The sequence below is a fragment of the Mycolicibacterium tokaiense genome, assembly GCF_010725885.1.
Taxonomy (GTDB): domain Bacteria; phylum Actinomycetota; class Actinomycetes; order Mycobacteriales; family Mycobacteriaceae; genus Mycobacterium; species Mycobacterium tokaiense.
In genome coordinates this window covers 4,920,807-4,940,842 of sequence record NZ_AP022600.1, presented here as the reverse complement: position 1 = coordinate 4,940,842, position 20,036 = coordinate 4,920,807, and the positions used below count along the sequence as shown (strand labels likewise).

Sequence of the window (20,036 nt, the reverse complement as noted above, 5' to 3'; positions counted from 1 at the left end):
GGCGTGGACGCGGCCCCCGTCGCGTCGGTGGTCCCGTCTTCACCCGGGCGCCGGGTCAGCCTGGCGCGCTTCCGGGTGCTCGGCTGGACTGTCGCGTCGCTGCTGCTGGCGTCGGGGCTGTGGTCGGTGGCGGTGGCCTCGGGACGCTTTCCCCGACAACTGTTTCCGAGCGTGCCGGAGATCCTGGCCGCCGGCCACACCATGTGGGCCGACGGCCTGCTGGTGAACGACGTGACCGCCAGCCTCGGCCGGGCCGCCGCCGGGTTCGCCATCGGGGCCGTACTGGGCATCGTGGTTGCCGTGCTGACCGCCACGACCGCGGCGGGCAGAAATCTGTTGCAACCGGTCCTGCGGGTCTTCTCGCCGATTCCGACCATCGGCCTGGTGCCGTTGGCCATCCTCTGGTTCGGTCTGGGGGAGAACAGCAAGATCCTGGTGATCGCGCTCGGGGTGTTCGTTCCGGTGTGGATCAACAGTCACTCCGGTCTGGCCGGCACGCCCGTCGACTACCTCAAAGCAGCCCGTTGCCTGGGAGCGGGCAGGTGGCAGACGCTGCGCAAGGTGGTGCTGCCGGAGGCGGCGCCGGACATCGCAGCCGGCCTGCGCGTGGGAGCCGCCATGGCCTTCGTCCTGATCGTGGTTGCCGAGATGACCGGCACCACAGCAGGTATCGGGTACCGCATCTACCAGGCGCAGTTGTTCTCCCAAGCCGACCGGTTGATCTTCTGCCTGATCGTGCTCGGGATCGTGGGTGCGCTGTGTGACCTCGCAGTGCACAGCGCAACATCACCGCTGACGCGGTGGGCTTCCGAGGAGCACTGACGTGGCCATCGAAACCCGTGATCTCGTCCTGCATTTCCCCGGACAGGAGCACCCGACGCTCTCCGGGATCTCGATGACCATTCCCGACGGTTCCTTCGCCGTGCTCGTCGGCGCGTCGGGCAGCGGGAAATCGACCTTGTTGCACTGCCTCGCGGGCCTGCTCACCCCCACCGCGGGTGGTGTGTTCGACAATGGGGAGCCGGTCACCGCACCGGACCCGCGCCGCGGGGTGGCCTTCCAACGCGACGTGCTCTTCCCGTGGATGAGCGTGTCCGACAACATCGACTTCGCCCTCGCTGCGCGCAAGGTGCCCAAGGCGCAACGAACCACCACGATCCGGGAACTGCTCGATGTGGTGGGGCTCGATGCGAGCGTGGCACGGCAGCGCCCCACCGAGCTGTCCGGCGGCATGCGCCAGCGGGTCAGCATCGCCCGGGTCCTGGCAGGGGAGCCGTCGGTGATGCTGATGGACGAACCGTTCGCCGCGCTGGACGCTTTGACCCGGCTCAGGATGCAGGATCTGCTCATCGATCTGTGGACCCGGTTCAACCGGACCGTCGTCTTCGTCACCCACGACATCGACGAGGCGATCCGGCTCGGCGACACCGTGAGCGTGCTGCGCGGTGGCCGGGTGGTCGACCACATCACCAATCCGCTGAGCCGGCCCCGCCCCGCCGACGCATTGGCCGACCAGCCCGGCTACAGCGAGATCCGCAAGTCCCTGCACCACCAACTCGGCATCGACCAAAGGACGCCCAGCACATGACGTTTCGCTTCAGACCGCTTCTGACCGCCATCACCGCCGCCACCGCGCTGGCACTCGCCGGATGCGCCGGCTCCGACACCGCGGACACCCAGGCTCTCACCGTGGGTTTTGTCGTCGACCCGTCCTGGGCGCAGGTGCCGGTGGCCGCCGACACCGGCCTGTTCGCCGAGCACGGTGTCGAGGTGGAGGTGATCAACTTCCAGTCCGGCGTCGAGGCCCTGCAGGCCGCCGCCGCCGGACAGGTGGACATCACCACCGCCGCCGACGTCCCCACCGCAGCAGCCCTGACCCGGACACCGACGCTGCGTGTGGTGGCCGACGGCTCCCGGTGGGAGGGCTCGCGGATCGTGGCCCGCCGCAGTGCCGGCATCACCGGCGTCGAGGATCTGGCAGGTAAGTCCATCGGCACCCCACTGGGCACCAGTGCGGCCTACTTCATCTCGAACGCCCTGGCCACCGCGAACATCGAGGCCACCCTGGTGCAGGTGGCGCCGTCGGCCATCGTCACCGCCATCAGCCAGCGCAACGTCGACGCGGTATCGATCTTCCAGCCGTACCAGGCGCAGGCCATCGCCGCGCTCGACGGCGACGTCGTCGAGCTGACCGGCGGCACCTACAACCAGCACAGCCTCTTTCTGGCCACCGAGAGTGCCCGCAGCACCAAGGGTGAGGCCATCTCCGCCTTCTTCGCGGCGCTCGCCGATGCGGGAGCCGCGCTGACGCAGCAGGACAGCGCCGCAGTCGACGCGGTGGCCGAAGCCACCCAGCTCGAGCCCGAACTCCTGCGGACCGTTCTCGCCGAATTCGACTTCGGCATTCAACTGCAACCGGACCTCGCGACCAAGTTGACCGACCTCGGCGAGTGGGCCAAGACGCAGAAGTCGATCGAACCGTCGACCACGTTGCCGAACTATGCCGAGTTCCTGGACAACCAGTACCTGGGCGGGGGGCAGTCCTAGCGCCGGTCGGACAGCAGGGTCAGTCGGCCGCCGAGGCGATCGTCCGGCGCACGGAGGACCGGCGTTCGTCGATGGCGTGGCCGAGGTCGTGCAGCAAGGCCGGCTTGCGCGTCATCAGCTGCTCGAGTGGAGTCCGGTCGATCTGGAGAACTGTCACCTCGTCGAGGGCGTGAGCGCCGGCGATGACCGGTTCCCGGGTCAGCGTCGTCTGCCCCAGGAAGTCACCCTCGGTCAGTGTTCGCACCGTGAGCACTTCGCCGTCGTCGCCCACTGCGGTCAAGCTCACCCGCCCGTGCACCACGAACAGCATCCTGGTGGGCACCTCACCGGGGAACTGGATGATCTCCTCGGCCCCGTACCGGACCACCCGAACCTCGCTGCGCAGCTGCTCCCGATCCTCGGCCGTCAGCCGCAACGTCGGTGCCACGACCTGCAGCGCGTGGCTGAGGCGGGCCGGGGTGTTGAAGTCGTCCCACGCCTCGTCCAGATGCAGCTCGGCCCGCCGGGCGGCGTACCAGATCCAGCGCTGGAAGGTCGTCTTCGCGGCCCAGTCGTCGGCCGGGGAGCGCAACGGGATGGACGTGCTGTACTGCCCGGCCCCGGTGGTCACGCTCGACGGGTGTGCCCCCGGTTTGAGCTGGGGTAGCGTCGCGGCAACCCGGACCAGCATCGCGCAGACCTCGTCGGGTGGGTCGTCGGTGGCGAACGTGGTGGTGACCGACGTCGCGAAGGCGCCCGCCGGGCGGCTGAGATTGGTGAACGACGCGCCCGCCAGCACGGAGTTGGGCATCACCTGCAGTCCGCTGCCGGTGTCGATGTGGGTGGCCCGCCAGTTCACCTCGACCACCCGCCCGCGCGCCGACGGGGTGTCGATCCAGTCGCCCAACTCGAAGGGCTGCTCGAACAACAGCAGCAGACCCGAGATCACCTGGCCCACCGAGTTCTGCAGCGCGAGGCCGAGCACGATGGAGGTGACGCCGAGTGCGGTGAACAGGCCGCCGACGTTGGCGCCCCAGATGTAGGACAGGATCAGGGCCAGGCCGAGTGCGATCAGCACGAAGCGTGCGACGTCGAGGAAGATCGTCGGAATCCGGTTGCGCCAGCTGCCTTCCGGAGCGCCGTGGAACAGCGTGACGTTCAAGCCGGACAACAACAGGATCAGGACCACGAAGGCCAGTCCCGTCGAGATGACGCGTACCGGGGTCGCGTCGGGAGAGACGTCCGAACCCTTCACCAGCAGCAGGAGCAGTGCCCCCAGCGGCAGGATGTAGTTGCGGATCAACGTGATCGGCCGGATCAGCGGGCTGTGCCGGTGGGCCAGCGTGTGCTGCACTTCGGTCAGCGTCACCACCAGTACCGGAAGCCCGACTGCCACACCGATGGCCCAGTAGAACCACGAACTCGCCAACAGATCGGTCATCGCGGCCGGTCCGCGAGTCGCCAGATGGGTTCCTCGGTGCCGTCCACGGTCACCACTCCCGCGGAGACGAAGTGCCGATTGTCACGCAGCAGGTCATAGACCCGTGAGGTGGTGTAGATGCCGGGCTGTGGTGAGCCGCTCTGCACCTGGAAGGCCAGATTCACCGCCGCACCCCACATGTCGTAGGCCAGGCTGGTGCGGCCGATCAAGCCGCTGGTCACGGTGCCGGTGTCGATGCCCGCGCGCAGACCCAGCTTGTGGCCCGTCTCGCTGTTGAAGCGATCGACGATCAGCTGCATCTCGACGGCGAAGTCGACGGTGCGCCGCACGTTGTCCAGGCGGGGGACGTTGAGCCCGCAGCTGGCCAGGTAACCGTTGTGCAGCGTCCGGACCTTTTCGACACCCAGATTCTCGGCGGCCGAATCGAACTGCCGGATCAGCCGGTTCACGATCGCCAGCGATTCCTCGGCCGGCAGCTGCGTGGACAGGGTGTCGAGGCCGTCGAGGTCGGCGAACAGCACGGTGACGTCCTGATGGTCCTGCGCGATGGTCTCTTCGCCGTCGCGGTAGCGTTGCGCCACCTGTTCCGGCATGAGCGACAGCAGCAGGCGGTCGTTCTCGCGGCGCTGCTCGGCCAGCAGTTCCTCTTTGATCGACAGGTTGCGGCTCATCTCGTTGAACGCCTTGGTGAGATCCCCGAACTCGTCGCGGGTGTGCACGGGCAACGTGATGCCGTAATTGCCGGCGCTGATGCGGTGGGCTCCGGCCTCCAGTCTGCGCAACGGTCGGACGAACAGCCGCGACAACACCATCGCCGCCATGGACACACCGAGAATGATCGCGACGGTGGACAACACGAGTGTCCGGGTGAAATCGGTGACCGGCGCGAACGCCTCCTCGGTGGTGATCTTCGCGACCACCGCCCAGCTGAGGCCGGGAAGGTTCACCGGCGCGTAGGCCTGCAGGGTCTCGTGGCCCAGGTAGTCGCGGTCGATGGTTGTGCCCGTCTGGCCCTGCAACGCCAGCTTGGTGGCCGTGGTGGCCACGGATTGGACCAGGGTGGTGCCGCCCTGGCGGATGGCAGCGTCGGCGACATCGGGCGGGGTGCCCGCAGCCACCACGTCGGCCCGGTACTCGTCGGGATCCTCCAGGAACAGCCGCGAGTCCGAGCGCATCAGCTCGTCCGGCCCCACCAGGAAGGTCTCGCCGGTGCGGCCCATCCCAGCGGTCTCCCACTGGCCGTTCACCGTCATCAGTGTGTTGATCCGCGAGATCGGGAATTGCAGAGCCAGGACCCCGCCCACCTGGCCCATTGCGCGTACGGGCGAGACCAGCCAGGCGGTCGGCTCGTCGGCGGGCTGATAGTCGCTGAAGTCCGTGACGCCGACGTAGTCCACCGCATTCGACTCCATGGCCTTGGTGTAGGCCGTGGTGAGCTGGCCCCCGCGGTAGGGGCCGGTGAAGATGTTGGTACCGAGGTCGACGCCCTTGTAGGCGCTGTAGACAACGATGCCGCGATCGTCGATCAGCAGGGCATCCTCGTAGGCGAAACGGGTGACGATCTCACTGAAGAAGCTGTTGTACCGTGCGTTGGCTGCCGACCAGGCGCTGCCGTCCCGAGCGTCGTTGTTGGCCAGCGAGACGTTCCAGTCTGTGAACGGCGCCGTGTACAGCGACTGCAGATAACGCTGCGCATTGGACGCCGGCACCAGGGCGTCGATGTTCAGCTTGGTCCCGGTCTGGGCCTCCTTGGCGGGGGCGAAGACGTTGGTGTAGTAGTCGACGAGTTGCTGCTGTTGCGCCGGGCTGACCGGCGCACCGGCCAGTTCGTTGAAGCCGGCGGTGAAATCCTGCAGTGCCTGCGTCGCTGTTTCACCCTGCGAGTAGACCAGCAGCGAGTTCGTCAGATCGGAGAACTGTGCGCGCAGCTGGCGGGTCTGGGATTCACGTATCTCGGTCAGTCTGTCGAACACCGAGGCTCGCAAAGAGTCCCGGCCTGAGGTGTAGCCGATGAAGCCGACCACCGCCGCGGACAAGATGCTGGTCAGCAGCAACATCACCAGGAGCTTGGACTGGATGCTGATCCGCGAGATCAGCAGGCGCTTTTCCAGCGGCCCGACTTTCGGCTCCGTGGTGGGTGTGGTCATCGGTTCAGAACACTAGCGTGAACTGTCATGTCGGATCCGTTTGCGCTCCAGCGATTCCTCGATGCCCAGGAACCGGTGTACGCCACGGTGCTCGCCGAGCTGCGGGCCGGGCGCAAACATACACACTGGATGTGGTTCGTCTTCCCGCAACTGGCCAGCCTGGGGCGCAGCGCGACCGCGCAGCATTTCGGCATCTCGGGGCTCGACGAGGCGAGGGCCTACCTGGCTCATCCGGTGCTCGGCCCGCGACTGCGGGAGTGTGCGCGCATCGTCGCGGGCATCGAGGGCCGGTCGGCGCAGCAAGTGTTCGGCTTCCCCGACGACCTCAAGCTGCGCAGCTGCATGACGTTGTTTGCCCTGAGCACCGAGGACGCGGCGGATTTCACCGCCGTGCTGGATCGCTTCTACGGCGGTGAGCAGGATCCCGCGACGGTAGGGGCAGCCCTACCCTGAACACGCAGGCGTACGGGATGGGGGTGACGACGCAACGTGCCTAGCGTCGTGCAGGTGAAAGCTGTGCTGCGTCAGCTCGCCATCGACACCGGCTATGTCCTGTTCGGGTTCCCGTTGGCCGTGCTGAGCTTCTGCGTGCTGGTCACGGGGTTGTCCGTCGGGCTGGGCACGGTGGTGATCATCGTGGGCGTGCCCATCCTGACGCTGACCCTGCTGACCGGCCGGGCGTTCGCCGATATCGAGCGCCTCCGGATCGCGGGGGTGCTGCGCCGGCCCCGGGCCCGGCCCGCCTACCCGGCGGCCGCTGCGGGCGCCGGGATCTGGAAGCGCATGCTCACCCCCTTGGGGCAGGTGCAGTTCTGGCTCGACGTCGCCCACGGCATCCTGGTGTTGCCCGTCTCGCTGGCCACCTTCTGTGTGGTGGTCAGTTGGTGGGCGACGGCGGTGGGGGGCACGTCGACGGTGTTGTGGGACTGGAGCATTCCCCGTGGCCGGGACAACGTGTCGCTGGCGCAGCTGATCGGGCTGGGGGACAGCGACCTGGCGCGCATCGGGTTCCAGACGGCGGCGGGCCTGGTCTGTCTGATCACGTTGCCGCTGGTGGTGCGCGGCTGTGCGTTGTTCTCGGCGGGGTTCAGCAGGCTGCTGCTCAGCGGGGTGGCCGAGATGCGCCAGACCATCACGGTGCTCAGCGATCAGAAGGCAGCCGCGGCGTCGGCGGAGGCGATTGCGCTGCGCCGGCTGGAACGCGACATCCACGACGGGCCGCAGCAGAGGTTGATCCGGCTGGCGATGGACCTGACCCGGGCCCGCCGACACCTCGACACCGATCCCGAGGCGTTGCGTCGCACCCTCGACGAGGCGATCGGGCAGACCCAGGAGACCCTCGACGAGCTGCGGGCGCTGTCGCGGGGCATCGCTCCGCCGGTGCTCACCGACCGCGGGCTGCCCAGTGCACTGGCCGCCCTGGCGGCGCGGTGCCCGGTCCCGGTCGACCTGGTTGTCGACCCCGACCTGGGCACCCCGGCCAGGCGGCCGGCTGCGGTGGTGGAAACCACCGCGTACTTCGCGGTGGCCGAGGCGTTGACCAATGTCGCCAAACACTCCCGCGCGGGGTGTTGTCGGGTCACGCTGGCGCAGGGGCCGAGGGCGCTGCGTGTGCAGATCACCGACGACGGTGACGGTGGCGCCCATGTCGGCAAGGGCCATGGACTGTCCGGCCTGGCCGACCGGGTACGCGCCGGAGGCGGCACGCTGACCGTGGACAGCCCCGCGGGTGGGCCGACGACGATCGGGGTGGAGCTGCCGTGCTGACAGTGGTGGTGGCCGACGATTCGGTGCTGTTGAGGGAAGGCCTGGTGCGGCTGCTGACCGAGAACGGCCACCGGGTGGTGGCGGCGGTGGGCGACGGTCCCGCACTGGTCGCGGCGGTCGAGGAGCACCGGCCGGACATCTCGGTGGTCGACGTGCGAATGCCGCCGTCGCACACCGACGAAGGGCTGCGCGCGGCGGTGGAGGCTCGCCGAAAGGTGCCGGGGTCGCCGGTGCTGGTGCTCTCGCAGTACGTCGAGGCGTCCTACGCCGATGACCTGCTGGCCGCGGGTACCGGCGCCATCGGCTATCTGCTGAAGGACCGGGTGATGGCCATCGACGAGTTCCTCGACGCCGTGGAACGGGTAGCGGCCGGTGGGACCGTCCTGGACCGCGAGGTGGTCAATCAGCTCCTGGTGCGGCGCCGTCGCGACGAACCGCTACGTACTTTGACCGCACGGGAGAGTGAGGTGCTGACGCTGATGGCGGAGGGGCACTCCAACACCAGCATCGCGCGCACCATGGTGGTCACCGAAGGGGCGGTGGAAAAGCACATCCGCAGCATTTTCACCAAGCTGGACCTGCACGCGGGTGACGAACGCAATCGCCGGGTGCTGGCCGTGCTGGCCTACCTGCAGGGTTAAGAGGTCACTCGAGGACGAAGACCGGGATCTGGCGATCGGTCTTGGTCTGGTACTCGGCGTAGGGCGGGTAGGCCTCGACCGCGAGCTTCCACCAGTGCTCACGCTCGGCGCCGTCGATCTCGCGGGCGGTCAAGGTGAAGACCTTCTCGCCGTCCTGCACCGTGACGGTGGGGTTGGCCTTGACGTTGTGGTACCAGGACGGGTGCTGCGGGTCGCCACCCTTGGACGCCACCATGGCGTAGCGGCCGTTCTCCTCGACCCGCATGAGCGGGACATACCGCTTCTTGCCGGATTTGGCCCCGGTGGTGGTGAACAGGACGACAGGGCGGTCCATCACCTCCACGCCGTCGGTGGTGCCCTGGGCCAGGATGCGTTCGGTCTGCTCGCGTACCCACTCGGTGGGGCTCAGTTCGGTCACGAGTCGGCCAACGTCGCAGGAGCCTATTTTGTTCCCGGTTCCAGGATCAGCCAGCCGTGCGCGGGCACCTCGGCGCGCTGCACCCGTTCCTGCGGCGGGGCCCCGGAGCCGGCAACCACCAGGCCGGGCACGTCCAACGGCATGGGGGCGTCGTCGATGTTGAGCGCCACCACCAAAGCCCGGTCGTCGCCGCGGGTTTCGTAGACAAACCCGCGGTTGTCGACGCTGACGGACTTGGTGCGCGCGGTGTGCAACCAGGGGTGGCGGCGGCGCAGGCCGATCAGGAACTGGTGCAGGGCGAACAGTTCCCGGCCGGTCTCGTCGGCCGGGAACGGGGGAGAGCCGAACTCCGGACGCACGGCGTCGTCGCCGCCGGCCCGGTCCTCCTTGATGCCCTGGAATCCGAACTCGTCACCGGCGTAGATGGTGGGCACCCCACCGAGCGTCATGAGCAGCACCACCGCGTGCGCGACGTGCGCGGGATGGTCCAGTTTACTGGCGATGCGGGTGACGTCGTGATTGCCGATGAAGGTCTGCGGGACGAAGCAGTCCAGGAACTCGTTGTGCCGGCGCAGAGCCCAGTTCAGTTCGTGGAAGTTACCGTCGTTGAGGCTGCTCCAGATCGCCTTCCACAGTTCGTACTGGGTGACGGCGTCGAAGCCCGCCTGGGTGACCATCCCGGTGTAATCGCCGTGGATGACCTCGCCGACGAACCACGCCTGCGGATGGGCTTCCCGTACCCGCGGCAGTACCTGACTCCAGAACCGTTGCGGCACAGCGTATGCCGCATCCAGCCGCCACCCGTCGGCGCCACGATCCAGCCAGTGCGACATCACCTCGACGGTGTAGTCCACCACCGTGGGGTTGTTGTGGTTGAGGGTGATCAGCTCGCCGTGACCTTCGAAGGTGTGGAACCGGCCCGGCCGGCCACGGAACCAACGGGCGGCGTCCTCGTCGCCGTCGACGGCAGCCCGGTAGGCGGGGAAATCGGTACCCACGTGGTTGAACACCCCGTCCAGCAGCACCCGCAATCCGCGCTCGTGTGCGGCGCCGACCACGGCGTCGAAGTCGCTGTCGTCACCGAGGCGCGGATCGATGCGGCGGTGATCGGTGGTGTCGTAACCGTGTGTGCGCGAGGCGAATACCGGACCGAGCGCAATGCCGGAGGCGCCGAGGGTGATGGCGTGGTCGAGCCAGTCGATCACCCTGCGCAGCCGGTGCTCGTCGGGCCCGGGGTCGACGTCGGCGGGGAAAGCACCCACGAATCCGAGCGGGTAGATCTGCCACCAGATTGCGTGTTCGACCCACTCGGGCTCGGTCATGAGCGGAACCGGGCTTCGTACAGGGCTTTCATTTCGGCCTCGAATTGTGGGGCGGGTCCGTCGGTGACCACACGGGGCGCGACGGTGGTGATGGGCAACGCCGCGACCGGCGCGGCGGGTACACCCCATTCGCCGAGCCACTGCGAGAGCTGCTGGGACGAGGTGGCGTAGACGATGCGTCCGAGCCCCACCCAGGCATGCGCCGCCGCGCACATGGGGCAGTGCTCGCCGGAGGTGTACACGGTGGCTCGGACCCGGCGAACGGGTGCCACGTTCTCTGCGGCCCACCGGGCGATGGCGAATTCCGGGTGCTGGGTGGCGTCACCACCCTGGACGCGGTTGCGGTCCTCGAACAGGATGTTGCCGTCGGCGTCCACCAGGACGGACCCGAACGGCTCGTCTCCGTCGTCGAGTGCGACGCGAGCCAGTTCGACACACCGCGCCAACAGTTCGACGTCAAGGTCGCTGAGGGCCACGAGGCGTGAGTCTACGCACCAGCGGATAGCACGCCAGACCGACCGCCAGGGCGCACGCGTGTCCGAGGGCGGTGAAGTTCGGATGAACGGCCAACGGAATGCCCACCGCCAGGACCATCACCGCGGTGTAGCACCAGCGCCACGGCACCACGATGCGGTAGGTCAGCACTCCGGCGATTCCGGCGACGAAGTAACTGACGCCGATGTCACGGGCGTCGGTCAGGCGCGGTGAGGCGATGGCCTCCCGGATCTGCAGGTAGAGCACACCCTCGCTGACGTAGGTGGCGATGACGTGGGCCAGCAACCCGACCGCGAGCCAGCGCCATTGTCCGAGCCAGCGCTCCGCCGGCGCCAGGAACAGGGCGAAGACGATGGCCCACGGCCACCAGTAGTAGCCGTCGATCCACAGCAGGCTGGCCACCAACACCTGAACGGGGTCCACGGCCAGGTGGTGCAGATTGGTCGAGCCGCCCAGCAGAACCTCGCGCAGCTTGTGGCCGGTGAGGGCGTGCTGGATCAGCGTGGTGGCCAGGAGTACACCCAGCCAGGTGAAGGTCAGCGGTGCGCCGCCGGCGAACCGGGGCCGCGTCGTACGATCAGCAGTGTCCGACCATTGAGCCACCGTCCGAAGGTACCCGGATCCTCGACGAAACCGCCGCCGCTGTTGCGGCCGCAGGGCAAAATACGGCCGTGGTCCCTGGATTCGACCAAGAGGCGTTGCGCTCGGCTGCGCTGGAATGGGTCCGCAGGCAGACGCTGGATGGCACTCGGCCGATCACCCGCGATGAGCTCGCAAACGATTTCGTGGTGGGTGGAGAGCGGTTTCCTCTGATCGATCGCGGCGCGGGATCAGAAAGCCCGCGGGGTGGCACGCGGCACTGTCAATCACCACCTCATACCCCAAGGCGGGGATCGCGGCATACGACGACCGAGAAGGACCCGATGGCCTGCACAGGTACAAGCTCCGACGGGATCAGCGGGGCAGCACCGAAAACGAAGGACTTCGAATCGCTTTGAGATATCGATTGCCATTGATCTGGTTCGTAGGGGTCGCTCCTGGCATCTTCAACGCCATCTCTCCCGTGTACCTGATCGATGAAGAAGCTGAGCAGGATCAGTTCGTCCTGGCACTTACGCCGGATCAGGTCGATGTGGACCTGGACAGCCCGATGGAGGGTGCGCTGAAACGCTATCTGCTTGCCGAGACCAAGCGCCGCCTGCATCAACCGCTTTTCGCAAGTCGCGTGATGCTTGCCTACGAGGTGCGCTGCGCGGTGTGTGCGCTGAAGCATCGAGAGTTACTCGATGCGGCCCACATACTGCCCGACAGCGAACCACTTGGGCTCCCGGTGGTCCCCAATGGCCTAGCGCTGTGCAAGATTCACCACGCCGCCTACGACCAGAACATTCTCGGTATTCGGCCCGACCTCACGATCGAGATACATCACCGACTGTTGGACGAGATCGACGGCCCTATGCTCCGCCATGGTCTGCAACATCACCATGAACAGCCTCTGATGCACATACCCAAACGGCGCGCTGATCGCCCCGACCCTGAACGCCTGGCCGTTCGGTTCGCGAGGTTCAGCGCTGCTTGACAGACGTCGGCCGCGTCAGGCGCTCATCCGGCACGCGCACGAGGCGGTGATCGGCACGTCGGCCCGGGCCACCGCCAGGTCCAGCTGGCGGCTGATGATCTGAGCCTCCGCGGTGCGGCCCAACCTCTGCAGGCATTCGTGATAGCCGTGCAGGCTCCACAGGTTGTTCGGGTGCTGGCAGGAGCGCGCCAGCGTGGGATCCAGCCCCAGATCGGCCTCGTACACCTGGGCCGCTTCTGCCACGCGGCCCTGCTCCAGCAGCAGCGCACCGTAGGCGTGCCGGGTGGGCTGCATCCACCCCCAGGGTTCGTCGTAGGGCAGTGAATCATCCAATTCGATTGCCTTGCGCAGGCTTTCGAACGCCACCTCGTGGTTGCCCTCGCGGTAGGCGATCTCGCCGTCCAGCATGGCGCGCGCGACGTCGAGGATGTCGCGGCTGGTGTTGTTGAACAGGTAGCGGCTCTCCGGAATGCCGGCATACGCGGCTTCGAAGGCCTCGCGTTCCACCCTGGCCTGCGCCGTCTGACCGGTGGCGGCATACGCGACGCCGCGGCCGTAGTGGATGGTGGCAGCAGTGGTGCAGTAGAGCGCCGTGTCGTCGGGCAGTGCCTGGGAAAGCAGGTCATCCCAGCGGCCGAACCGGATCAGCACGTGGGTCCGCAACGGCACGAACGCCTCCAGCCAGTCAGCCATCGGGGGCGAGGCAATGGACAGCAACTCCGGCGTCAGCTGACCCGCCAGTTCCTCAGCGGCCGCGAGTGCCACGCCGAACTGACCGCTGAACATCGCCGAGTACACCACAAAATGCAGATCATGGGCGCGGTACAGCGAGTAGAAGTTCAGTGGCCCTTCGTTTTCCACGAACTTGCGGTCGGCGCGGACCGCGGACTGATTCGACACCACCGAGGTGCGGTAGTCGCCGCACAGCACGTCGATGTGGGTGGGCATGTGCTGCAGGTGCCCGGCGTCGGGCACGAGATTGCGCAGCAGGTCGGCGGCGGGCAGCGCGACCTCCGGATGAGCGGACATCTCCATGGTGTGGAGGTAGATGTGCAGTAGCCCGGGATGTGCCTTGCCGGCGTCGGTGGCCAGCGCGGCGTCCAGGATGCGGGTCGCCTCCAGCACACGGGAGCCGGGGGCGGGCTCACCGGTACGGGTGTCCCACAACGCCCACGCCGTGACATTCACCAGGGCGTCGGCGGCCAGCGTCTGGATGTCGATGTCGGCGGGATGGGCAGCGCTGAGCTCCAGCATCGCGTCGGCGTAGGCCGTGTGGCCGGCCGACAGCGCGGTCGAATCGTTCGGGTCGTCGGTGGGGAAGCGGGCGGCCAGAGCGTCGATCAGCCCGCGTTCGGCGGGTGTGGCGCGACCCTCTGCGGCGAGCTCGAGCTCGGTCCGGGCACGGGCCAGCGATACGGCCATGTCGACAGGGTCGAAGGCGTCCCAGGCCTTGTTGTAATTGGGGCCGATCGCATACGCGATGCCCCAGCGCGCGATCGCCAGCATCGGGTCGTGGCTGAGTGCCTTTTCGAAACAGGCGATGGCCTCGTCGTGGTTGAATGCATAGGCCCAGACGAGGCCGCGGTCGAACCACAATTGTGCTTCTGCCGAGGGGGTTTCGACAGGACGGTGATACGTACCGAGGTCGTAATAGGGTTCGGCGTCCACCGTGTCGGTAGTCATGCTGCATACCCTAGGGCGTCGCGGTGCGGTTCAGCCATGCCTCGGCGCGCACCTCTGGCCGGCGGCCCCTGGTGGGTCCGTCGGCTCATTGGCTTTCGCTGCGCTCAGGGGTCGTCGCCGGGTGGGTCGTCGTCGGGTTCGTCGGGGGCGAGGATGCGGTCGGGGTGGTGGTAGGGGTTGGTGCGGGATTGCCCGCAGTCCAAGGCTGGTGGCGGCACCCATTCGGTGACCCCGTCTTGGGGGCGGTTGCGGGTGGTCCAGCCGGTGGTTTCGACCATCCTGTTGTCCGGCCCGCACGCCAAGGTCATGTCCTCGACATCGGTGTTGCCGCCGTCTTTCCAGTCTTTGTTCGCGTGGTGGACCTCGGAGTGGTAGCCGTCGGCGGTGCAGCCTGGGGCGGTGCAGCCGCGGTGCTGGGCCAGCAGCACGATGCGTTGTCCCGGTGAGGCGGTGCGGCGGGTACGCCCCAGGTGCAGCGGCACTCCCTTGCCGTCGAACAGTGCCAGCCAGAGGTAGGCGTGGGAGGCCATGCGGATGACGTCGCGCATCGGAATCAACGTTCCGCCGGCGGTGAGTCCGTGCCCGGCCGCTTTTTCCAGGTCTTTGAGTTCGGTGCGGATGATGATCGTGGCCGGTAGGCCCTTGTGTTGGCCGAGATCACCCGAGGCCAGGACCGCGCGACCCGCCGCCAGGAACGCATCGTGGTCGCGTTGGCTCTGGGTGCGGGCGTCTGTGGCCGCGTGCTCGGAGTCGGGTTCGCCGTCGACCTGGGGGGTGTCATCGGCGGGATTGCACATGCCGGGGGCCGCCAGCTTGGCCTTCACCGCTTCCCAGGTCGCCGCAGCTTCCGGCGTCAGGTAGCCGGAGAAAGGGACGGTGCCGTCGGGGCGTTGCCTGCCCAGGCGCAGCCCGCGGCGGGCTTGGCGGTCGGCGTCGGTGAAGGTGCCGTCCTGATCGAGCAGATACTTCAACCGGTCCGCAACAGCAGCGAACCCGTCGACACCGAGAGTGCACGCATGCCGGGCCAGGTCGGTTTCGGCGGCCTCGCGGGCCTGGAAGTCCACCGATTGGGGCAGGGTGCGGAAGAACGACTTGATCTCGCTGACATGCTCAGGCCCGAGTTGGCCTTTCTCTTGGGCGGCGGCGACGTTCGGCAAGGCAGGGGGCATCGGCTCACCGGTCAGGGCGGTGCGCGGGCCGAGCAGTTCGGCGTTCTTGAGGCGCCGGAACGCTTCGGCTTCGCTGATCCGCAGGCGGGCGGCCAGGACTTTGGTGTAGCTGCTGGCGCCGAGTTCTTTGGGGGTGCATTCGGCGCGCAGGCGTTGGTAGATCGTGTGGTCGAGGACGGGTTGTTGCCAGGCCAGTGTTTCGCGGCGCTGCTGCAGGTCCAACAACTCCAGCGGGGTGAAGGCGTCGATGGACAGTGAGTTCATCTGCGCTTGCAGGGTTTCCATCTGGGCCAGGGCGGCCAGCATCGCCTCACGATCGGCGACAGCTGACGTTCCCATACCTCGAACACTAGTTCGAACCACCGACAAAAAGGCTCGGAATGTGACGCCAGATACCCAAGTGACGCAGGGGTTTTCGCATGTCATCGAGACTGCGCTCAGCGTGCAGTCTCGACGCGCTCAGTAGCATCACCACCATGATTCGTTGCGTTCGATTGTGGACCGGTCAAGAGGGTGGCTCGCACGTGGAGGTCGGGCGTCTGGACATGCAGCCGGGCCGCAACGATGACCTGGTGTCCGGAGCGATGTCGACGACGCACGTCACGGTCGAGGAGACCGCGGGCGGGGGAGAGCTGGCCTGGCACACCGCACCGGTGCGACAACTGGTCGTGACCTTGAGCGGCACACTGCAGTTCGTCACCCGCGACGGCGAGCAGTTTGTGCTGTACCCCGGCGACATCCTGCTGGCGGAGGACACCGTGGGCAGCGGACATCAGTGGCAACTGGTCGGCGACGACCCCTGGCGCCGGATGTACGTCGTTCTGGCGCCGGGCACCGAAGTGGCGTTCATACCGGAGTGATGCGGGCGCTGTAACGCAACGGCATCCAGTCGACACGTCGACCGGTGGCGTCCAGGTACATCGAGAATGATCAGATCACCGGCACCGACGGCGCCGTCCCCGTTGTTGTGGCCACGACGTCCGAGGTGGACGAGGGTTTCGAGGCGGCCGAAACTGTCGATAAGGCGCAGTACGACCGTGATGTCCTGCCCCTGAGGTCCTACCTCTTTCGGCATGCGTTGGCGCTGACCAGTCAGCGTCCTGATGCAGAAGACCTGGTGCAGGAAACGATGGCGAGAGCCTATGTGTCCCTGGGGACGTTCCGCGAAGGCTCGAATATCCGCTCGTGGCTGCATCGCATCCTGGTCAACAAATGGCTGGACAACCACCGGCGAGCTCAGAGACGACCAGTCGAGCGCATGTCGGCGGAGGGCGTCGAGGTCCAGGTGGCTGTCGATTCTCGATGGATTGACCAGTGTCAGCAATCGGCGGAGACCGAGGCACTGAGCCGGATGGTCGGCGAAGCCCATTCGGCGCTGCTCCGCTTACCAGTCGAGCTTCGTGGTGTCGTCTACTTCGCCTGCATCGAGGGCTACCGGAACACGGAGATCGCCGGCATCTTGGGGGTGCCGGTGGGAACAGTGGCGTCTCGCCTCCACCGTGCCAAGCGCCGGCTCCGCAACGACCTATCAGCGTCGAATCGGTGACAGCCCCGTCCTTCCCACGAGTCACAGTTCTGTCCCGTGGACTCTCCGCCCTCGAAAATAGGTCTGCAACGCGGTCGTTCGGTGGATCTCGGTTGCCTCGACGTCGAACAAGTTGTGGTTCAGCACGATGAAGTCAGCAGATCGCCCGGGTGTGATGACGCCGTTGGTCTCACCCATGCCCATCGCTTCTGCGCCGGACGTGGTGAGCACTGAGATGGCCTCACTCAGGGTTATTGCGGCCGACGGGTTGCTCTGCCCGTCGATGTCAGGGTCGGGATTGGCCCGGGTGATTAGCGCCTCGAGGGCGATCCACGGGTTCGGGCTCGGAACGACGGGCCAGTCGGACCCGACAGCCAGCACGGCCCTGTGATCGAGCAGATCCCGGAACGGCCAGGATCGATCGACGATCGCCGGCGGCACCTGACTGTTGATGATGCCGGCAAACGGTGTCGGGAACCAGATGTACGGCGACGCGTCGGCGACCACTCCCAGTGCGGCGAACCGCGCCAGATCCGCGGGTGCGATATAGGCCACGTGGGCGATGTGGAACAGCCGCCCGGCACCATGGCGCTCTCGGAATATCTCAACGGCGTTGAGCGCCTGTTGCACGGCTCGGTCACCCGTGGCGTGGAACTTTGCCCCCAGTCCTGCCGCATGGCAACGCTCGAGGGCATCCAGGAGTTCGTCGTCGGACCAGAACAGCGGCCCCACGTCCGCTGGATCCTCGTGAGGCCCATGGCAGAGGTACGGCTGCAGGAGTGCCGACGTGCGTGTCATCGGGACCCCGTCCAGGAAGAACTTCGCAAAGTCGGGGCGTACCTGGTTCCTGCGATAGGCAGGCGCAGCGACGTACAGATCGTTTCCTGCGATGTTGTCCGACATCCACGGCCGAGCCGGAAGCGTGCCCACCACCCACGCTGTCAATTCACCCTTGTCGTCGAGGTCGCTCAGCGCGCGCAGCGAGGGCTCCAGAGTCGCAGCATCCTGAATTGCCGTGATCCCGAAGGAGTTCATCAGCGAGATCGCAGTCCCTATGGCCACTCGATCACGCCCGGCCGCATCGGCGATGGCTGCTGCGGCGGCGTTCTCGGCCAGGTCGGAGGCCGACTCGTAGAGCAGGCCGGTCAGGTGTCCGTTGCGGTCCTTGCCGATGATTCCCGTGGGCGGGGCAGGGGTCGATTCATCAATGCCCATGCGCTCCAGAGCTACCGAATTCACCCACCGGTTGTGATACGAGTCGTCGCGCAGCACCACCGGTCGCCCACCGGCAGCCCTGTCCAGTGCCGCGAGGTACCCGCCGGAGGCAAGCTCATCCAGCACGGGGCTGCCGACGATTCCACCCACGATCCACTCGTCTGCGGCGAGTGTACGCGCGTGTGCCTCCACCGCGGTGAGTATCTCCTCGAGGGTGGCGCTGGGTGGCATGGTCAGTTCCCATGCCATCGCGTTTCCACCGAGCATGAGGTGGGTGTGCACGTCGGCCAGACCGGGCATGACCATGCGCCCACCCGCGTCGACCACCACGGTGTCGGCCCCGACGTGCTCAGCTACGTCCGCGGCGGTCCCCACCGCGGTGATCAGGCCATCGGATACGGCTATCGCCTCCGCCCAGCTCGATGCGGGATCGCAGGTGTAGACGCGGGCATTGGTGACAACAAGGTCCGTCGAGGTGCTCATTCCGCGTGTAACGTCGCGGCGAGCCAAAACGTTCACGCCACGGTCAGTGCCCGGCCACCACATCCGACTCGTCGACCACCACCGGCTCCTTGGACCCCGGCAGGACGTGGTAGATCAAGCACACCACGGCGAAGAACAGGTAGCCCAGTGACACCGCGGGGCTGGCCGCCCACTCCACCTGGGGAGCATGGATCAGCCCGATGAACGACAGCGCCGCACCCACCGCGGCGGCGATCGCGGCGTAGACGAACTTCTTCTCCAGGATGAAGCAGACCATGCTGCCCAGGATCAGGCCCACCAGTACCGCGCCTTCGCCGAGCACCTTCAGGCCTTCGTAGACCACGCCGGCGCTGTTGAGAGCTTCCATGCCCACTTCGGCGGCCGAGGTGCCCGCGGCGTTCAGCGCATTGTCGATCAGCCCGCGACCCCATTCCGCGAGGTTGGGTAGCAGTGCGGCCACCACGGCCACCGCGTGCAGCCGCGGTACCGCCTGGAACGCCTGCGCGCCGATCAGGAGACCGATGTAGAGCAGGATGGGCACGATCGCCGGCACCGGCAGCAGTGCATCGAGGATGCCGAAAAGGCCTATGAAGCAGAGGATTCCGATGGCCACGCCGCTGGCCAGCGAGTACGACGCGCGCCCTCCGGCGTCCTTCCAGCCGGGGTGGCCGATGTACACCGCCGGCGGGAAGGGCGACCCGAAGGCCGAGCCGACGACGGCCCCGGCTCCGTCGGCCAGCAGCACACTGCGCAGGTTGTAGTTGTCCCCGGCCGCCGCGGCGGACTCGACGTTGCTCATGGCCTCGGTGAAGTTGTACACGCCCAGCGGGATCGCGGTCCCCAGCAGCGGCGCCAGGTCTGACAAACCGTTGAACAGAAGATCGATCCGCAGATCCGGGATGCCGATGGCGATGTTGGACACCGCCGCGGTGACATCGGGCGCCGACATGAACCCGCCCGCCCAGCCGATCGCGGTGCCCACCAGCAGCGCTGCCAGGCCGACCGGGATGTTGAACGGCAGCTTCATGTTGGTGAAGAAGCCGATCAGGATGATCGCCAGCACGGGCAGACCGATCCACGCGGCCTCCCACATCTGCGCCGCCGGTCGCATCGAGATGAACGTGATGGAGATGCCGGCCAGCGTGCCCAGCATGGCTGCGCGCGGAGTGAGTTTGCGGATGTAGGGCCCGACGAAGGCGCCGATCATCACGATCACGCCGATCAGAAACGCCCATGCCAATCCGGCCTCCCAGGCGCGCACGGGGTCGTCGGTGTTCAGGTACACGGGCAGCATCACCACGAACACCACGATGAACATGTGGGGCACGCTGGGCCCGTAGGGCAATGCCGTGACGTCGCTGCGGTTTTCGCGCTTCGCGAGCCGCCGGGCCAGGAACGTGTAGTACAGATTGCCCAGGATCAGCGCGACGCCCAGCGCCGGCAGCACCGTGCCCAGAACGTCGCCCGCGGGTACGGCGACGACGCCGATCATCAGCCCGGTCAGGGTCAGGACATTGACCAGGATGTTGAACCCCAGCCCGAAGAACGCATTGAGATCGCCCCGGGTCCACCAGGGGATACCGGAGGTGTGCTGTACCGGTGTGACGTCTGTGCTCATGACGGTC

Annotated in this window: 19 protein-coding genes; 9 read left to right on the top strand and 10 right to left on the bottom strand. The window is 67.1% G+C overall.

Annotated elements, in window-relative coordinates:
* The first annotated feature begins 3 nt into the window (after window positions 1-3).
* The 3 genes from G6N58_RS24150 to G6N58_RS24140 are packed head-to-tail and all read left to right on the top strand — an operon-like array spanning window position 4 to window position 2,547.
* Entirely contained in the window at window positions 4-822 is an 819-nt protein-coding gene (locus tag G6N58_RS24150; protein WP_232067983.1) for an ABC transporter permease, read from the top strand.
* A gap of 1 nt (window position 823) precedes the next feature.
* Window positions 824-1,588, top strand: a complete 765-nt coding sequence (locus G6N58_RS24145) for an ABC transporter ATP-binding protein (RefSeq protein WP_115281226.1) — start codon at window positions 824-826, stop codon at window positions 1,586-1,588.
* Entirely contained in the window at window positions 1,585-2,547 is a 963-nt protein-coding gene (locus tag G6N58_RS24140; RefSeq protein ID WP_115281227.1) for an ABC transporter substrate-binding protein, read from the top strand. The genes G6N58_RS24145 and G6N58_RS24140 overlap by 4 nt, the downstream gene beginning before the upstream one ends.
* A gap of 19 nt (window positions 2,548-2,566) precedes the next feature.
* On the opposite strand, the gene G6N58_RS24135 is transcribed toward G6N58_RS24140, so the two are convergent.
* Window positions 2,567-3,967 carry a mechanosensitive ion channel family protein gene (locus G6N58_RS24135; RefSeq protein ID WP_115281228.1) on the bottom strand — a complete coding sequence of 467 codons (1,401 nt, stop codon included), beginning with the start codon at window positions 3,965-3,967 and terminating at the stop codon, window positions 2,567-2,569.
* Complete coding sequence (locus tag G6N58_RS24130; RefSeq protein ID WP_179968224.1) at window positions 3,964-6,114, bottom strand: adenylate/guanylate cyclase domain-containing protein; 2,151 nt, start codon at window positions 6,112-6,114, stop codon at window positions 3,964-3,966. The genes G6N58_RS24135 and G6N58_RS24130 overlap by 4 nt, the downstream gene beginning before the upstream one ends.
* A 27-nt stretch (window positions 6,115-6,141) precedes the next feature.
* Here G6N58_RS24130 and G6N58_RS24125 point away from each other — a divergent pair, with 27 nt between their 5' ends.
* The 3 genes from G6N58_RS24125 to G6N58_RS24115 are packed head-to-tail and all read left to right on the top strand — an operon-like array spanning window position 6,142 to window position 8,522.
* Window positions 6,142-6,567, top strand: a complete 426-nt coding sequence (locus G6N58_RS24125) for a DUF1810 domain-containing protein (RefSeq protein ID WP_115281229.1) — start codon at window positions 6,142-6,144, stop codon at window positions 6,565-6,567.
* A gap of 54 nt (window positions 6,568-6,621) precedes the next feature.
* Window positions 6,622-7,881, top strand: a complete 1,260-nt coding sequence (locus tag G6N58_RS24120; protein ID WP_232067982.1) for a sensor histidine kinase — start codon at window positions 6,622-6,624, stop codon at window positions 7,879-7,881.
* Entirely contained in the window at window positions 7,878-8,522 is a 645-nt protein-coding gene (locus G6N58_RS24115) for a response regulator transcription factor (protein WP_115282104.1), read from the top strand. The genes G6N58_RS24120 and G6N58_RS24115 overlap by 4 nt, the downstream gene beginning before the upstream one ends.
* 4 nt (window positions 8,523-8,526) lie before the next feature.
* Here the strand turns inward: G6N58_RS24115 and G6N58_RS24110 are convergent, their stop codons facing one another.
* The 4 genes from G6N58_RS24110 to G6N58_RS24095 are packed head-to-tail and all read right to left on the bottom strand — an operon-like array spanning window position 8,527 to window position 11,360.
* Window positions 8,527-8,940, bottom strand: a complete 414-nt coding sequence (locus G6N58_RS24110; RefSeq protein WP_115281231.1) for a nitroreductase family deazaflavin-dependent oxidoreductase — start codon at window positions 8,938-8,940, stop codon at window positions 8,527-8,529.
* A 23-nt stretch (window positions 8,941-8,963) separates the two neighbouring features.
* Window positions 8,964-10,262 carry an alpha-amylase family glycosyl hydrolase gene (locus G6N58_RS24105; RefSeq protein WP_115281232.1) on the bottom strand — a complete coding sequence of 433 codons (1,299 nt, stop codon included), beginning with the start codon at window positions 10,260-10,262 and terminating at the stop codon, window positions 8,964-8,966.
* Entirely contained in the window at window positions 10,259-10,738 is a 480-nt protein-coding gene (locus G6N58_RS24100; protein WP_115281233.1) for a nucleoside deaminase, read from the bottom strand. The genes G6N58_RS24105 and G6N58_RS24100 overlap by 4 nt, the downstream gene beginning before the upstream one ends.
* Window positions 10,719-11,360, bottom strand: a complete 642-nt coding sequence (locus G6N58_RS24095; protein ID WP_115281234.1) for a rhomboid-like protein — start codon at window positions 11,358-11,360, stop codon at window positions 10,719-10,721. Before G6N58_RS24095 ends, G6N58_RS24100 begins: the two co-directional genes overlap by 20 nt.
* 460 nt (window positions 11,361-11,820) lie before the next feature.
* Between G6N58_RS24095 and G6N58_RS30945 the strand changes: the two genes are divergently transcribed.
* A complete protein-coding gene (locus tag G6N58_RS30945) occupies window positions 11,821-12,336 on the top strand; it encodes an HNH endonuclease (RefSeq protein ID WP_232067981.1) in 516 nt (171 codons plus the stop codon).
* A 15-nt stretch (window positions 12,337-12,351) separates the two neighbouring features.
* Here the strand turns inward: G6N58_RS30945 and G6N58_RS24085 are convergent, their stop codons facing one another.
* Both G6N58_RS24085 and G6N58_RS24080 read right to left on the bottom strand, forming a co-directional pair.
* Window positions 12,352-14,019: a tetratricopeptide repeat protein gene (locus tag G6N58_RS24085; protein ID WP_115281235.1), complete on the bottom strand. Its 1,668-nt coding sequence runs from the start codon at window positions 14,017-14,019 to the stop codon at window positions 12,352-12,354.
* Window positions 14,020-14,123: 104 nt separating this feature from the next.
* The gene (locus G6N58_RS24080; RefSeq protein ID WP_115281236.1) at window positions 14,124-15,527 is read right to left on the bottom strand and encodes an HNH endonuclease signature motif containing protein; all 1,404 of its coding nucleotides are present in this window, start codon (window positions 15,525-15,527) and stop codon (window positions 14,124-14,126) included.
* A gap of 185 nt (window positions 15,528-15,712) precedes the next feature.
* Here G6N58_RS24080 and G6N58_RS24075 point away from each other — a divergent pair, with 185 nt between their 5' ends.
* On the top strand, window positions 15,713-16,048 hold the full coding sequence (locus G6N58_RS24075) for a cupin domain-containing protein (RefSeq protein WP_435406187.1): 336 nt from the start codon (window positions 15,713-15,715) through the stop codon (window positions 16,046-16,048).
* A gap of 44 nt (window positions 16,049-16,092) precedes the next feature.
* Window positions 16,093-16,734 (top strand): sigma-70 family RNA polymerase sigma factor, encoded by a 642-nt coding sequence (locus G6N58_RS24070; protein WP_232067980.1) that lies wholly within the window; start codon window positions 16,093-16,095, stop codon window positions 16,732-16,734.
* A 21-nt stretch (window positions 16,735-16,755) separates the two neighbouring features.
* On the opposite strand, the gene G6N58_RS24065 is transcribed toward G6N58_RS24070, so the two are convergent.
* Window positions 16,756-18,411 carry an amidohydrolase gene (locus G6N58_RS24065; RefSeq protein ID WP_163908379.1) on the bottom strand — a complete coding sequence of 552 codons (1,656 nt, stop codon included), beginning with the start codon at window positions 18,409-18,411 and terminating at the stop codon, window positions 16,756-16,758.
* A gap of 43 nt (window positions 18,412-18,454) precedes the next feature.
* Window positions 18,455-20,029, bottom strand: coding sequence for a SulP family inorganic anion transporter (locus G6N58_RS24060; RefSeq protein WP_115281238.1), 1,575 nt, complete (start codon window positions 20,027-20,029; stop codon window positions 18,455-18,457).
* Window positions 20,030-20,036 lie beyond the last annotated feature (7 nt).

Coding starts and splice junctions, on each gene's coding strand:
- G6N58_RS24140 (WP_115281227.1), top strand. CDS start 1,585: ATGACGTTTCGCTTCAGACCGCTTCTGACCGCCATCACCGCCGCCACC.
- G6N58_RS24135 (WP_115281228.1), bottom strand. CDS start 3,967: ATGACCGATCTGTTGGCGAGTTCGTGGTTCTACTGGGCCATCGGTGTG.
- G6N58_RS24130 (WP_179968224.1), bottom strand. CDS start 6,114: ATGACCACACCCACCACGGAGCCGAAAGTCGGGCCGCTGGAAAAGCGC.
- G6N58_RS24125 (WP_115281229.1), top strand. CDS start 6,142: ATGTCGGATCCGTTTGCGCTCCAGCGATTCCTCGATGCCCAGGAACCG.
- G6N58_RS24105 (WP_115281232.1), bottom strand. CDS start 10,262: ATGACCGAGCCCGAGTGGGTCGAACACGCAATCTGGTGGCAGATCTAC.
- G6N58_RS24085 (WP_115281235.1), bottom strand. CDS start 14,019: ATGACTACCGACACGGTGGACGCCGAACCCTATTACGACCTCGGTACG.
- G6N58_RS24080 (WP_115281236.1), bottom strand. CDS start 15,527: ATGGGAACGTCAGCTGTCGCCGATCGTGAGGCGATGCTGGCCGCCCTG.
- G6N58_RS24065 (WP_163908379.1), bottom strand. CDS start 18,411: ATGAGCACCTCGACGGACCTTGTTGTCACCAATGCCCGCGTCTACACC.
- G6N58_RS24060 (WP_115281238.1), bottom strand. CDS start 20,029: ATGAGCACAGACGTCACACCGGTACAGCACACCTCCGGTATCCCCTGG.